The 13,968-nt window shown below is 43.2% G+C and carries 16 protein-coding genes; 12 read left to right on the top strand and 4 right to left on the bottom strand.

All coding sequences use genetic code 11. The features are described 5' to 3' along the window. Positions 1–10 precede the first annotated feature (10 nt). The 12 genes from OKX56_RS09405 (at position 11) to OKX56_RS09350 (ending at position 11,505) form a co-directional block, all read left to right on the top strand. Complete coding sequence (locus OKX56_RS09405) at positions 11–913, top strand: 3'-5' exoribonuclease YhaM family protein (RefSeq protein ID WP_019226615.1); 903 nt, start codon at positions 11–13, stop codon at positions 911–913. A 4-nt stretch (positions 914–917) separates the two neighbouring features. Continuing rightward, positions 918–1,976 (top strand): BMP family lipoprotein, encoded by a 1,059-nt coding sequence (locus OKX56_RS09400; RefSeq protein WP_019226614.1) that lies wholly within the window; start codon positions 918–920, stop codon positions 1,974–1,976. A gap of 209 nt (positions 1,977–2,185) precedes the next feature. Then, positions 2,186–2,707 (top strand): translation initiation factor IF-3, encoded by a 522-nt coding sequence (infC, locus tag OKX56_RS09395; RefSeq protein WP_083221889.1) that lies wholly within the window; start codon positions 2,186–2,188, stop codon positions 2,705–2,707. A gap of 22 nt (positions 2,708–2,729) precedes the next feature. Then, positions 2,730–2,930: a 50S ribosomal protein L35 gene (gene rpmI / locus OKX56_RS09390; protein WP_019226612.1), complete on the top strand. Its 201-nt coding sequence runs from the start codon at positions 2,730–2,732 to the stop codon at positions 2,928–2,930. A 28-nt stretch (positions 2,931–2,958) separates the two neighbouring features. Beyond that, positions 2,959–3,345 carry a 50S ribosomal protein L20 gene (rplT, locus tag OKX56_RS09385; protein ID WP_015044027.1) on the top strand — a complete coding sequence of 129 codons (387 nt, stop codon included), beginning with the start codon at positions 2,959–2,961 and terminating at the stop codon, positions 3,343–3,345. Between the two features lie 88 nt (positions 3,346–3,433). Further along, on the top strand, positions 3,434–4,258 hold the full coding sequence (locus tag OKX56_RS09380) for a TrmH family RNA methyltransferase (protein ID WP_019226611.1): 825 nt from the start codon (positions 3,434–3,436) through the stop codon (positions 4,256–4,258). A 461-nt stretch (positions 4,259–4,719) separates the two neighbouring features. Then, positions 4,720–5,742: a phenylalanine--tRNA ligase subunit alpha gene (gene pheS, locus OKX56_RS09375; RefSeq protein WP_019226609.1), complete on the top strand. Its 1,023-nt coding sequence runs from the start codon at positions 4,720–4,722 to the stop codon at positions 5,740–5,742. A gap of 271 nt (positions 5,743–6,013) precedes the next feature. Then, positions 6,014–8,425, top strand: a complete 2,412-nt coding sequence (gene pheT / locus OKX56_RS09370) for a phenylalanine--tRNA ligase subunit beta (RefSeq protein WP_019226608.1) — start codon at positions 6,014–6,016, stop codon at positions 8,423–8,425. Positions 8,426–8,466: 41 nt separating this feature from the next. Continuing rightward, positions 8,467–8,736, top strand: coding sequence for a cell division protein ZapA (locus OKX56_RS09365; protein WP_015044023.1), 270 nt, complete (start codon positions 8,467–8,469; stop codon positions 8,734–8,736). Positions 8,737–8,902: 166 nt separating this feature from the next. Further along, positions 8,903–9,172, top strand: a complete 270-nt coding sequence (locus tag OKX56_RS09360) for an ACT domain-containing protein (protein WP_019226607.1) — start codon at positions 8,903–8,905, stop codon at positions 9,170–9,172. A 65-nt stretch (positions 9,173–9,237) separates the two neighbouring features. After that, entirely contained in the window at positions 9,238–10,596 is a 1,359-nt protein-coding gene (locus OKX56_RS09355) for a PFL family protein (protein ID WP_019226606.1), read from the top strand. 291 nt (positions 10,597–10,887) lie between these two features. Continuing rightward, positions 10,888–11,505, top strand: a complete 618-nt coding sequence (locus tag OKX56_RS09350; RefSeq protein ID WP_019226605.1) for a DUF2975 domain-containing protein — start codon at positions 10,888–10,890, stop codon at positions 11,503–11,505. 165 nt (positions 11,506–11,670) lie between these two features. Here OKX56_RS09350 and OKX56_RS09345 read toward each other — a convergent pair whose 3' ends face one another. The 4 genes from OKX56_RS09345 to OKX56_RS09330 all read right to left on the bottom strand — a co-directional run bounded on the left by OKX56_RS09345 (position 11,671) and on the right by OKX56_RS09330 (position 13,685). Beyond that, positions 11,671–11,922, bottom strand: a complete 252-nt coding sequence (locus OKX56_RS09345) for a hypothetical protein (RefSeq protein ID WP_019226604.1) — start codon at positions 11,920–11,922, stop codon at positions 11,671–11,673. A 100-nt stretch (positions 11,923–12,022) separates the two neighbouring features. Further along, positions 12,023–12,637, bottom strand: a complete 615-nt coding sequence (locus OKX56_RS09340; protein ID WP_019226603.1) for an ADP-ribosyltransferase — start codon at positions 12,635–12,637, stop codon at positions 12,023–12,025. A gap of 46 nt (positions 12,638–12,683) precedes the next feature. Next, positions 12,684–12,845: a hypothetical protein gene (locus OKX56_RS09335; protein ID WP_019226602.1), complete on the bottom strand. Its 162-nt coding sequence runs from the start codon at positions 12,843–12,845 to the stop codon at positions 12,684–12,686. Positions 12,846–13,022: 177 nt separating this feature from the next. Further along, complete coding sequence (locus OKX56_RS09330; protein ID WP_019226601.1) at positions 13,023–13,685, bottom strand: DUF4145 domain-containing protein; 663 nt, start codon at positions 13,683–13,685, stop codon at positions 13,023–13,025. Between the last annotated feature and the right edge of the window lie 283 nt (positions 13,686–13,968).

Raw genomic sequence — 13,968 nt, 5'->3', positions numbered from 1 at the left:
AGGAGAATCTTTGGTCGCATTTTTCCTGATTCGCAGGGTTGAAACGAAGACTACGGCTGGCGGAAACCGGTATCTTGATATCGTCTTAGGTGACGCCGGCGGGGAAATAACCGCAAGGATGTGGGACTGCAAGCAGGAAGATGAAACACTATATCAAAGCAATATGCTTGTAAAGATCAAAGGCAGTATTGCGGAATGGCAGGGCAAGAGACAAGTTAAGATCGATAAAATCCGTGCAGTTGTTGAGGACGATCAAGTTGACATTAATGCGTTTATACCTGTTGCACCGTATAGTCCGGAAGCAATGTACGCTGAGCTTCTGCAATACCTCTCCGGGATGGAGAATGTCAAACTAAGAGAAACAGTCCAGCTTCTCCTGACAGAAGCCGGAGAGAAACTGCTGATTCATCCGGCTGCTGTGCAGAATCATCATGCCTTAAGGTCGGGACTGCTGTATCATACGCTGACAATGCTTAAAGCTGGAGAAAAACTAGCGGATGTCTATACTTTCCTGGATAAAGATCTTCTTTATGCCGGGATCATGCTGCACGATGTTGCCAAGCTTGATGAAATTGATGCCAATGCCCTTGGGATCGCTACGGAATATACAGTTGAGGGGCAGCTGCTAGGCCATATTGTTCAAGGAATCAAGAAAATTGAAAAGGCTGCAGGCAAGGCGGGTCTCGATGAGGAGACCAGTCTCCTTCTTCAGCATATGCTGCTTTCGCACCATTATGAGCCGGAATATGGCAGTCCCAAGAGACCGATGTTTCCAGAGGCAGAAATCCTTCATTATCTGGATATCATTGATGCCAGGATGTTTGATATGCAAAAAGCCCTGAATGAAACCGAGCCTGGGAATTTTTCCGATAAACTTTGGACACTGAACAACAGAAGGCTATACAAGAGGTGAAAAAATGTTAAAAAGAAATGCAGTGAAAATATGGGGAAAAATGCTTTGTTTGCTTGTTATAGCCTTACTGTTACTGACTGGCTGCGGGATTCTGGGCGGAGGCGGTCAGGACGCACCTTCGGATGACTCGGGAAACTACGCGATCAAGGTCGGCCTGATAACCGGCCAGGACGGAATAGAGGATATTTATTCTGAAAAGGCCTGGGAAGGACTGCAAAAGGCACAACAGGAACTAAACGCCGGGATCGGCTATGCTAAGGTCAAAAATGATAAAGACTATCCGTCAGGACTTGCCGAGCTTAAATCCCAGAACTGTCAGGTCATATTCACCATAGGTCCTGCTGCCGTTCCGGCAGCTCTGGAAGCGGCAGAAAAAAACCCTAAAATTACCTATGTCTGTCTGGACAGCACCATCGAGGGAACCATTCCTGACAATGTTCTGGCCGTGTCGTATAGAGTAGAGGAAGCGGCTTTTCTGGCAGGGTATCTGGCGGCAAAAAGGACGGAAACAAATGTCGTTGGTTTTATCTCAGGGGACAATAAAGAAGCAGCACAGCCTTACTTTTATGGTTTCAAGAGCGGAGTACGGTTCGTCAATCCCAACTGTGAGCTTTTAAAAGGAAATGCCGCCACTTTCACCAATAAGACCAGGGTCGAAGAGATGGCGGAAGCGATGGTCAATTCTGATGCCGATGTTATTTTTCATAACGCAGGTCTGGCAGGAAAAGCAATGATTGAAGTCATGGAGGAAAAAGGCAAGTATGCCATAGGTGCTGACATTGATCAAAATAGTCTGGCACCTGAGACTGTCCTTACTTCAGTCATCAAAGAAAACGGCGAGGTCGCTTACAGCATCATCAAACAAATTGAAGAGAAAACCTTGGCGTCCGGTAAAAATGTATCGTATGGCTTAGCGGAGAATGCCGTCGGTTTGGCAGAGACAACTGAATCTATGGTTTCGGAAGAAACCTATACCAAAATAAATGAATATAAACAAAAAATGATTGACGGAAAGATCACGGTTCCAGCCAATGAAAATGAAACATTTAAAATCACATATTAGATGATTGACATTGAACGCTATACTATGTATAATACTTATGCCAAGTAGAAGCCATCCGCTTCTCACCTCATGACATAATGCCGATGAGGTCCTAGTGAGTTTTCCAGTATGGTTATGCTCATTTTGTATGATGAAGACGGGTGGAATACCGTCTTTATTTTTTTATACTCTTTGGCTCGTTGTAAGCAAAAAATTGGAGGTGATTCGCTATTAACAAAGATTTACGGATTAATGAAGAAATCCGGGCTCGGGAAGTTCGATTAGTAGGCGAAGAAGGAGAACAACTCGGGATCATTCCTATTAAAGAAGCCTTGAGCGTCGCTGCTGAAAAAGCGCTTGATCTAGTGGAGATTGCTCCTGCTGCCAAACCACCGGTTTGTAAGGTGATGGATTATGGGAAATATAAATATGAACAGGCGAAGCGTGATAAAGAAGCCCGTAAGAAGCAGAAGGTTGTTGAAATTAAAGAAGTCAAGCTCCGCCCGAATATTGAAGACCATGATTTTATGACCAAAGCTCGCAATGCCCAGCGCTTTTTAGGCGATGGCGATAAAGTTAAAGTTACCATCATGTTTCGAGGACGGGAGATAACACACCCAGACCATGGTAAAGTATTGTGTTTACGAATGGCTGAATTTCTTAGTGAAGAAGCTCTTGTCGAGCGTGAACCCAAAGTCGAAGGCCGTAATATGGTTATGATTTTAGCTCCTACCGCACACAAACACGATTAATATGAAAAGGGGGTTGTCATAAATGCCTAAAATGAAAACACACCGCGGAGCTGCCAAACGTTTTAAGAAAACTGCTACCGGTAAAATTGTTTGTTATCATGCCTATAAAAGCCATATCTTGGAGAAGAAATCACCAAAGCGTAAACGGAATCTTCGCAAAGCTACAACGATGCATAGTACTGATGCGAAGCGTATTGCTCGTTTGATCGCTTATGTAAAATAAGAATATCACTTAAAGGAGGTCTTTAAAAATGGCCCGTGTAAAAAGAGGCGTCAGAGCACATGAACGCCATAAAAAAATATTAAAATTAGCCAGAGGATATAGAGGACGTAAGAGCAAACTTTTCAGAATGGCCAAACAGCAAGTCGTTAAATCGATGGCGTATGCTTATGTTCACCGCAAACAGAGAAGACGCGATTTTCGTAAGCTGTGGATCACCAGGATTAATGCAGCTGCCCGAATGAATAACATTACGTATAACCGGCTGATGTACGGTCTGAAGCTGGCCAATGTCAATATCAACCGCAAAATGCTGGCCGATTTGGCAGTTAATGATGCTGCAGCTTTTACGAAGCTTGTAGAAGTTGCCCAAAGCAAACTCGACAACACCAATGCAAAAGCTCAGGCGAATGCTTAAGTCAAGAATACCTATGAATCTTTGGAGTTCGGTCTTTTCAGGACCGGACTCTTGCTCTATCTATTCCAGGTAATCCGGGAGGATCATCATGATCGTTTCTTTGCAAAATGAACAGGTCAAGCATGTAGTATCCCTGCATGATAAAAAAGGCCGTAAAGAATATAGGGAATTCCTTGTAGAAGGCAAACGTTTTGTACAGGAAGCTATTCTTAGGCAAGCGCAGCTTAAGAAGATTTATTATACGGCTCAGGACGCGGCGATGGAAAAATCGGATTTGCAGCAATCCTTAAGTATTGGCGGACTGGTAACGGAGATACGAGCGCTGGGAATAGAAGCTGAAGAGGTGTCTGAAGCGGTAATGCGCAAAATGAGCGCTACGGAAGAGCCACAGGGCATTCTCGGGATTATCCGCAAAACCGAATTTGACTGGCAGGATATCTTGATTGAGAAGGATACCATTCTTCTCGTCGTTGACGGAATCCAGGACCCGGGTAATTTGGGTACGATTTTAAGAACCGCCTTGGCTGCAGATGTCAAGCAAATCATTCTGACAAAAAAAACGGTGGATCTTTATAATCCCAAAGTTCTGCGCAGCAGTATGGGCTCCGTTTTTTCCGAGGTGATTCTGGCGGATAAAACGCCTGAAGAAATAGCAATTTTTTGCAGACAAAAAGAATGTTCCATGGTCGTATCCACCATGGGTGGAACTTCCATATTTAAGACGAACATTCGTGAAGACTATCCTTTGGCATTAATTGTGGGAAATGAAGCAACAGGGCCGTCAGCTTTTTTTATGGAAAAGGCCGCTAAGCACTATTCCATTCCAATGTTTAACAATGTTGAATCGTTGAATGCGTCAATGGCTGCCGGAATATTCCTTTATGAAATGCGAAGACAGGGACAATTCTTGTAAACCATGATTGAAAATGATATAATTCTGATCAGGCAAAGAAAACAATTACTTTGCTTTCCGGACCTAAGCCGAGGAAAGGTGGGCTCAAAATGTCAGCGCCTGATTATTTTTGGAAAGCCTTCGAGGCAACCGGTTCTCCCCAATTATATCTTTGGTACAAGAACAACGACAAATTGACAAGTGACAATGAACGGAACAAAAGGCAGGCAGGCCTCTAAAGGGAGGACCGACTCAGACTGAAAGTCGGCCAGGCAGGCAGCTACCTCAACATGGGAGTCTTGAGGTTGAAGTTCATTCCGGGAGTTATATCGGTTGGCAGCCGTTACCAGCTTATTAAGTGTGAACTGTGATTTGACGCATGGTCAAAAAAGGGTGGTACCACGGGAATACGAACTCTCGTCCCTAGTCGGACGAGGGTTTATTGTTTTTTTATATAATTAATTGCTGAAAGGGTGACCGCGATGCGAGAAGAAATTCAAAAAATTAAAGAAGATACACTGGAGCAACTGACCAAGCTGACTTCGTCGGAAGAGCTTCAGGAGCTAAAAGTTCGCGTGATGGGCAAAAAGGGATCACTCACATCCTTGCTGAAGCAGATGGGTCAGCTCAGCGCGGAAGAGCGTCCCAAAATGGGGCAGATCGTTAACGAACTGCGCACGCAGCTCGAAGATGCCTGGGACAAAAAATGGAGGGAATTTGAAAAGAATGCTTTGGAAAGCAGACTAAGGGAAGAACGAATCGATATCAGTCTGCCGGGGTATTCTTTGCCTCAAGGACACCAGCATCCTTTAAGCAAAGTGATTGAGGAAATTGAAGATATTTTTATGGGCATGGGTTTTACCATTGCTGAGGGACCAGAAATAGAAACGGATTACTATAACTTTGAAGCGCTGAACCTCCCGAAAGACCATCCGGCCAGGGATATGCAGGATACGTTTTTTATCACCGAGGATATTCTGCTTCGGACGCAGACCTCGCCGGTCCAGATCAGAACCATGGAGAAACAAAGACCCCAGCTTCCGGTCAAGATTATTGCGCCTGGTAAAGTCTTTCGCAACGATGATGATGCAACCCACTCACCGATGTTCCATCAGGTAGAGGGGCTGCTGGTCGATAAGGGAGTCAGAATGTCCGATCTCAAAGGACTGCTTCTGTATTTCTCCAGACAAATGTTTGGCGAATCTCGCGAAATCCGCTTGAGGCCGAGTTTCTTCCCATTTACTGAGCCCAGTGCTGAAGTTGATGTATCCTGCATGCTTTGTGGTGGTGCAGGCTGCAGGCTGTGCAAAGGGACCGGCTGGATTGAAATCTTGGGGGCCGGAATGGTTCATCCGCATGTGCTGGAGATGGGAGGATATAATCCTAAGGAAGTAACAGGCTTTGCTTTCGGTATGGGCGTAGAACGGATTGCAATGCTGAAATACGGCATTGAAGATATGCGACTGCTTTTTGATAATGATATCCGCTTCCTGGAGCAGTTCTAGGACATTGATCTTTAAATAATTTGACAAATATAATCATTGGGGTCTGGTCTGCGCGCCACATTCCGCTCTCGGCAGATAGCGCCCTCCATGGCGCTAACAGCCGCGCTCCGCATCCATGCTCCGCTTACGCTGGAACTGTGGCACGCAGACCCAGCTATGAAGGTTTAAATGTCTAGTTATTTAGAGAACGATATTCTAGAAATCGTTTGAGTGATTACAGATAGATTGTTTTTATTGATCATAAAATGTTGAAGTACTGGAGGATGCTCTGATGAGAGTAAGCATGGAATGGCTGAAACAATACCTCGAACTCCCTCTCAGTCCTGAGGAATTGGCAGAAGTCCTGACCGGGGGCGGGATTGAAGTTGAAGGGGTAGAATGCTTGAATAAAGGCTTCACAGAAGTCTATATCGGTGAAATTCTGGATATCCAGCCCCATCCCGATGCCCAAAAACTGCAGGTATGCCGTTTGAATACCGGCAGGGAAGAACTGACCATTGTAACGGGTGCATCAAATGTCCTTATCGGGGATAAAGTACCGGTAGCCGTTCCGGGAGCGGTGCTTCCAGGGGGTAAAGAAATTCAACCGGTCGATATGAGAGGCGTAAAATCGTATGGGATGCTTTGTTCCGACAAGGAACTTGAGATCGAAGCGGTCGGTCAGGAACGCAGTAAAGGCGGGATCCTGATCCTGTCTCCTGACGCGCCTGTCGGTCAGAGCCTGGAAACATATCTTGGTTTGCAGGACAGCGTCCTGGAACTGGAACTTTACCCTAACCGGCCGGATTGTCTGGCGATGGTCAATGTTGCGAGAGAAGCCGGGACTTTGCTCGGGAAAAAGCCTGTTCTGCCGGAATGGGGCCGGGAGGAAATGCCTTCCTGGCCGGAAGATGTCAGGCAGAAGGTTGAAATTGAAGATCCGGAACTTTCCTGGCGTTATTCGGCCCTGCTGGTGGATGATGTCGTCATTCAACCCTCGCCGGTTTGGATGCAGAACCGACTCCGGGCTGCCGGAGTCCGTCCGATCAATAATATTGTCGATATTACCAACTACTGCATGCTGGAAATGGGACAGCCGCTTCATGCGTTCGACCGGGATAAACTTCAGGGTACGGTCAGAGTCCGCAAAGCCAAACAAGGTGAAACCATGGTCAGCCTGGACGGCATCGAAAGAAAATTGGAACCCGATATGCTGGTTATTGCCGACGATAACGGGCCGCAGGCCATTGCCGGTGTCATGGGCGGCCTGGAAAGCGAAGTGACCGGCAAGACCTGCAGGATCCTGTTTGAATCAGCACATTTCCTCGGTTCGAGTGTCCGGCGTACCAGCAGAAAGCTGGGACTCCGTTCGGAGTCTTCCAGCCGTTTTGAAAAAGGCGTCAATCCTTACTGGACAGTCCCAACCCTGGGCAGAGTGGCAGAATTGCTGCTGGAACTCGAGGCGGGTGTACCGATGTCCTTTACGGAAAAAGTCTGTGCGCTTCCGCCCAAGGTTCGGATCGAAATAGCGGTTCCCACGGTCAATCAGGTCCTGGGTGTGGAATATACGTATCAGGAAATTGAAAAGGTGTTTGAAGCTCTTGATTTTGAATATCTGAAATTGTCTGATTGCCGGTACAGTGTTGAAATTCCTTCTTACAGGCAGGACCTTAAAATTGAAGTTGACTTGATTGAAGAGATTGCCCGCATCATAGGCTATGATAAGATTCCTACCACTCTGCCGCAGGGCAGCCAAACGCAAGGGTGCAGGACACCTGAACAGGTTTTCCGGCGCAAACTGCGTAAAATCCTGATCAAAGCCGGGATGAACGAGGTTATTTCCTACTCTTTCAGCAATAAAGAATTGGATGATCAATGGGGGTCAGAAGGCCGGAATATCCCGCTCTTAAATCCATTAAGGGAAGAATTAGGAACGATGAGGACGTCACTTCTGCCCGGACTATTGGAGATTGCGTCCAGAAATACCGCCAGACGCAACACGGATCTGCTGCTGTTTGAAATCGGCAATGTCTATTTGCCAAAAGAGCTGCCGTTAAAGGAGCAGCCCGATGAGGTTTCCCGGATTGCTGGCTTGGCGCAGGGGGAAAGCAAACGCCACTGGCTGAATTCGCAGGTGAAATTTGATTTCTTTTATGTCAAAGGGATCCTGACACAAATTGCGGAAGAATGCGGAATGGAATTTGAATATCGGAGAATTGAGGAAGGCAAGTACTGCAGCCTGCTTCATCCCGGAAGGTCCGCAAGCATTTACAGCAAAGGGGAGTACCTTGGTATTCTCGGGGAAATCTATCCACAGCTCGACCAGAAATGGGACCTGCAGTGTCCGGTGCTGTTTGAGCTCGATTTTGGAGCGCTTTCCAGGAATGCCAATCTCGCGGTTATTGCCAAATCGTATCCGCGTTATCCGGCAATTCAGCGTGACCTGGCCGTTGTGGTTCCTGAAGAGGTATCCGCAGAAGATATTAAGAAAAAGGTCATGGCACTCGGCGGGGAATTCCTGAAAGAAGTAGAGCTGTTCGACGTGTATCAAGGACAGCCCGTTCCGGCAGGACACAAAAGCCTTGCCTTTACGATGCGTTACCAGTCTGCAGAACGAACCTTGAAAGATGAAGAAGTGAACACTTTTAATTCCGACATCCTTTCGGGAATACAGCAGGAATTTGGGGCAAAATGGCGAAAATAAACAATAATGATGATGTAACAAGGTACTAGACAGGAGAGCGGGTGAAGACAGTGAATCCGGAAGAACAAAAAGTATCGGTTCTGATATTCGGAGAACTTCATGTTATTCGCGGCAAGGGATCTGAGGAATATATCAAGAAACTCGCCCATGATGTCGATAAAAGAATGGAAGAAATTGCGTTGAAATTCCCGAGGATACCAGCACATCAGGTAGCTATCCTGGCAGCACTCAATTTTGCAGATGAATTGGCAAAAATAAAAGAAGAACAGATGACGCTTCTTAACATGTTAGGAGAAAGCGGCGGCGAATAATTTTTTTTACATCTGACGGTGATTAAGAAATGGTCGATCCCGCTTATTATTCGGCCATTTCTTTATTATTTTTCGCAGGCGCCTAATATTTGAGAAGGACTGCGCTATTTTTGCTTTTGTTTATCAGGAAATGATAGAATAAAATGAAACAAACGGAGGTGTTACAATGAAAGGAATTGTCACTGTAATAGGAAAAGATAAAGTCGGGATCATCTATGGCGTTACCAAGATTCTGATGGAGAATAATGTAAACGTGGAGGATATCAGCCAGACGATTTTGCAGGATTATTTCACCATGATGATGCTGGTCAATCTTTCCAATATAAAATGCGATTTCAGTGTCCTGAAGGAAGAGCTCGATGCCTTCGGTAAAGAGATCGGATTGTCGGTGAAGATTCAAAGAGAAGAGATCTTTGACTACATGCACAATATTTAACTTACAGTTAACAAGGGTTGACAAGTTGCCAGCCAGAAACAGGGGAAGTCTTTTGGAGGTAAATAATGAGTCTCTATAAAAATATTTTTGAAACCACCCGCATGATCGAGAAAGAAAAACTGGATATCAGGACCATCACGATGGGCATTTCTTTGCTTGATTGCATTGACGCTTCAGGAGAAAAGGCCCGCCGGAGAATTTATGACAAAATTACCAGGTTGGCACAAAATCTTGTCAAAGTCGGCAATGAAATCGAAACTGAATATGGCATTCCCATTATCAATAAACGAATATCCGTTACGCCGATGGCTATCATCGCCTCCGGGAGTGAAGACGAAAGCTATGTCGAGTTTGCGAGAACGCTGGACAAAGCAGCCCGGGAGGTCGGCGTTAACTTTATCGGAGGCTTCTCCGCTCTGGTGCAGAAAGGCTTTACAAAAGGTGACAGAATCTTAATCGAATCCATCCCTGAGGCTCTGAATGAAACAGAACGGGTATGTTCGTCTGTGAATGTGGCCAATTCCAAAGCCGGCATCAACATGGATGCAGTCAAGATGATGGGAAGAGTCATTAAAGATACAGCTTATTTGACCAGGGACAGGGATTCTCTGGGTTGTGCGAAGCTGGTGGTGTTTGCGAATGCCGTCGATGACAATCCGTTTATGGCAGGCGCCTTCCACGGGGTTGGTGAACCTGAAGTTGTGATCAATGTCGGGGTAAGCGGTCCCGGCGTCGTTAAATGTGCCATGGAGAAGGTTAAGGGAGAACCCTTGCATGTCGTAGCCGAGAATATTAAGAAGACTGCCTTTAAAATTACCCGGGCCGGCCAGCTGGTTGGCAACGAAGTATCCAGAAGACTGGATGTACCGTTCGGCATTTTGGATTTGTCCCTGGCCCCAACACCGGAAATCGGAGACAGTGTGGCCAGGATTCTTGAAGAAATGGGCTTGGAAGCCTGTGGAACCCATGGCACGACTGCAGCGCTGGCCATGTTGAATGACGCTGTTAAAAAAGGCGGCATCATGGCCTCCTCCTCCGTAGGAGGACTAAGCGGAGCGTTTATTCCGGTCAGCGAAGATGAAGGGATGATCAATGCGGTCAAGTGCGGCGCACTGACCTTTGACAAGCTCGAGGCGATGACCAGTGTCTGCTCCGTAGGACTGGATATGATTGCGATACCCGGAGATACCAAGGAATCGACGATCTCGGCCATGATTGCAGACGAAGCCGCCATCGGCGTCATCAATCATAAAACCACCGCAGTCCGCGTGATTCCGGTTCATGGCAAAGGGGTCGGCGATACTGCCGAGTTCGGCGGCTTACTGGGCTATGCACCGATCATGGCGGTCAATCCATACAGCGCGGAAGAGTTCATTAACCGGGGCGGCAGAATTCCGGCACCGATTCACAGTTTCAGGAATTAACTGTTTCATTGGTAGTTGTATAATAATCTTAAAATCCCGTGTTCCAGTCATTCACCTCTTTTCCCACCGGATTGACAGGTCATTCGAATCTTGTCTGTACAGTCAGTAAATGTGCTTGTCCGGAGATTACAAAACAAAATGCCAGTCCGCAAAAACGAAATTGCTTTTGTTTTACGGACAGGCATTTTTATATGTGGTTATCATGATTGTCATGTCAATCTCATAAAAAGAGATTAAATTATTGTCTTTTGAATATAATGTAATATAATGGTAATAAAAGGGAGGTATTCTATGCGACAAGATAACATTATATATTTGAAAGAAAGAACGAGAACTATCAATAATATCTTATCAATTATCTTTATTATTGGGATAATATTACTTTTTGCAACATTGATTGTTTGTTTTATTTTATTCTTTACTCCAGAACAAGGATTTACTGTTGAAAAGGGAAATTTAGATTGGTTTATAGAATATAATCTAGCTAATGGTACCACCTTTGGTGTTTATATTCCTTTTAGCATTATACAATCTGTAGCTATTGAAAGATTTAATGCGAAATCAGCCTTTCTAACTTACTTAGTTTCAAGTTCAATTCTTAATATTATTATTCTATATGGGATAAAACAGGTAATAGACATTCTTAATACAATTTTGAAAAGCACAACCCCATTTAATACCAATAATGTCATAAGGCTGAAAAAAATAGTATTATCAATAATCATTTATTCGGTTGCGGCTGATCCAATAAAAAACTTTTTAGGTTGTGTTTTCGTAACAAAAATTTATTATTTTGATTTTTCAAATATTCATATAAGTGGAATCTTAATTGCAGTGCTTATCTCTATCATAGCTGACGTTTTTAAATATGGTATACTCCTTCAAGAGAAAGTAGATACAACATTCTAAAGTACACTAATCTTTTCTTATGACAAAGAACCGTAGGAATATAATTTATATTCCCACGGTTCTCTGTAAATAGAATTATATTAGACTGCATTGAATTGGTCAGTAAACGACATCGACCAAGTAAAACCAATTAAATAGGATCCTATTTGCACCCCTAATACAATTTTACCATAGATTAAAGGGTGGATTCTTTTCGAAGTAATCTGGTAAAGCCTCATCTGTTATCAAAATAAGATGAGTTCCACCATTGTTGGCAAAAGTTTCAAGGTTAGCGTTAGTACCCATATACAGAATATCGGATTCAAAGGTCTGCTTTCCAGTTTCTATGAGTTTCAAGGTTCGGATCGCAGATAGCCCATTGGCGGATTTATAGAGCTTTGGATTAAATGCATTTAATTTTTCCAGAAGTGTGGTCATGTAGATATCCAGCGGATATACCCCCCAAGTATAAAAGTCATATACTTTTCAAATTATACAGCTTATAATTTTCTTGTTTCGAATTGTATTAAGCTATTCATTAATATTGTTGTTGATCGACCAGTTTACATTCGTAAACCATTTGAAGTCTTCGGTTAATGGATTTTCTTATTAACATAAATTTTGTATTTGGCGGTAATAAGAATTCCTGTTCATTTAGCAAACTATCATTAAATTTTATAAATGCTCCTTTTGTACCTATTGGTAAAAATATCTTTAAAACACAATTATAGTGATGTTCTTTTGCAAAATCTTTTAGTAAATCTCGCACTAGAGTAGTGCTTAGAAATCCTTTTTCAACAAATGTTTTTCCCACCTTTGGTTTTGAAGAGTTAAATAATAATTTTAATAAATTCTTATGAGTGTATCTGTACACAATAATATTTTCTTTTAACTCAAATTTACATAATGCATTTGAAATAGTTTTTATATCTTCGGAATACTCTTTAGCCTCTTTATCGCTAAAGTCTTGATTTCCCCTAAGATAACGATTATAAACTATATTCATGTTACCGGAATATTCAAATAGAAGTTGAGATAGGTTTTTATCTGCTTTTAATTGCAAATTGTTAATCCATTCATGGAAATATTTCTTTGCCCAATCTTCAGCATCTTGAGAACTATGGAATTCTTTATACATTTCTTTACCAATCAAATTAATCTACCTCAATTATTTCGAATTAATTTATCCCACTAATCATTTATATTGATTTTGGTATTAATTTTTCTGCATATAGAGTGTCTAGATCATAATAATACACAATTAACCTAATAATACCTTGACGATCATTAATAAACAGTTGACCGTCATAATCTTTGTCTGCTATTCTCCATTTTTTCCCTCCATACTTAATTTCTTTCATGTTACCTCCCAGTAACTAAGACTTTTTTCTCCCTCCGCAGGACGCGGCGGTTCGTGCGCGCAATTTTATATAACGTTTAGGTGTTCCCGCCGCGTTCCAACTACATGCATCATCCTCTAAGTGACGGGAACACCGTGTTAGACGAAGTGCGTTGTTTAAACATTCAAAATCCACTATTCAATATACCCCTTTTTCTCTCAGGATACTTTCGACTTCAACACGATCATCATAAAAATCTTCCAAAATTCTTTGAGTATAATGATGTGACAGATCATATTCATCATAATCTACAATCCGCCATTCATCATGCAAGATGTTATTCCCTAATACTCTAATCTCTTCATGGGCCTTATTCTTTCTTGCAGAAGTAATAATTCCATCATCACAAACTTTATTTATCTTCTGTGCCAGATTACCTGAGGTATATCCATTTACTTTAAATGTCTTTTCTAAGCAAGAACGCAACAACGCAGTTGCTGCTCGATAAGCACCGATTGACGCACATTCCTCTGCCTCTGTAAATTCAGATTTTATGTCTTCAGGAACATTATTGGGGATGTTAGCTTTATCTACTGAATTTGGAAGAAACCATTCTAGATGACCGTTGTGTGATGTATTTCCCGAATCATGAACTTTAGCTAAGCCACCTCTTCCGCAATTTGCACATCGTAATAGTATGTAAAGAACTCTTGTATGCTCTATTCCATTGAAAGAAAGTTTTCCTTCAATAATTATTGAGCCAAATGATGAACCTGAACGAGTAGATTCAAAAGTTGTTATTACTCCATCACAATCCGGACAATTTGCCCTAACGTTATTTCCAGTTAATTCAGCTTTCATAATAGTCTTCCATCCTCCTAATATCTTTCATCAGTACTTCGTCTAACTGTCCTTATGCCGCCTTTTGGCGGCATCAATGATAATGAAAAGAGCCGATATCCTTATTTTACTTCAAATTACAACTATCTTCCATTATTTTCTACATTGGTGTATTAATAGTATATAGGCTGGACTGACGAGCGCGTGGGACGATTGGTAGAATCCAATCTTTTGCGTGGATAGACCCGTGCCTAACTCTGCGACGGCTGCCTTAGTGAATTTATGATTATGCTTAGAGCATGGA

This window comes from Dehalobacter sp., from assembly GCF_030063005.1.
Classification (GTDB): domain Bacteria; phylum Bacillota; class Desulfitobacteriia; order Desulfitobacteriales; family Syntrophobotulaceae; genus Dehalobacter; species Dehalobacter restrictus.
The sequence above is the reverse complement of the archived record's forward strand: the minus strand, read 5'-3'. Positions and strand labels throughout refer to the sequence as shown.

Bases quoted from the DNA above. Each gene is read 5' to 3' on its own strand.
- OKX56_RS09400 (WP_019226614.1), top strand. From the start codon at position 918: ATGTTAAAAAGAAATGCAGTGAAAATATGGGGAAAAATGCTTTGTTTG.
- OKX56_RS09335 (WP_019226602.1), bottom strand. From the start codon at position 12,845: ATGAAAGAAATTAAGTATGGAGGGAAAAAATGGAGAATAGCAGACAAA.
- rpmI (WP_019226612.1), top strand. From the start codon at position 2,730: ATGCCTAAAATGAAAACACACCGCGGAGCTGCCAAACGTTTTAAGAAA.
- OKX56_RS09355 (WP_019226606.1), top strand. From the start codon at position 9,238: ATGAGTCTCTATAAAAATATTTTTGAAACCACCCGCATGATCGAGAAA.
- pheS (WP_019226609.1), top strand. From the start codon at position 4,720: ATGCGAGAAGAAATTCAAAAAATTAAAGAAGATACACTGGAGCAACTG.
- OKX56_RS09345 (WP_019226604.1), bottom strand. From the start codon at position 11,922: ATGACCACACTTCTGGAAAAATTAAATGCATTTAATCCAAAGCTCTAT.
- pheT (WP_019226608.1), top strand. From the start codon at position 6,014: ATGAGAGTAAGCATGGAATGGCTGAAACAATACCTCGAACTCCCTCTC.
- rplT (WP_015044027.1), top strand. From the start codon at position 2,959: ATGGCCCGTGTAAAAAGAGGCGTCAGAGCACATGAACGCCATAAAAAA.
- OKX56_RS09380 (WP_019226611.1), top strand. From the start codon at position 3,434: ATGATCGTTTCTTTGCAAAATGAACAGGTCAAGCATGTAGTATCCCTG.
- OKX56_RS09350 (WP_019226605.1), top strand. From the start codon at position 10,888: ATGCGACAAGATAACATTATATATTTGAAAGAAAGAACGAGAACTATC.
- OKX56_RS09360 (WP_019226607.1), top strand. From the start codon at position 8,903: ATGAAAGGAATTGTCACTGTAATAGGAAAAGATAAAGTCGGGATCATC.
- OKX56_RS09330 (WP_019226601.1), bottom strand. From the start codon at position 13,685: ATGAAAGCTGAATTAACTGGAAATAACGTTAGGGCAAATTGTCCGGAT.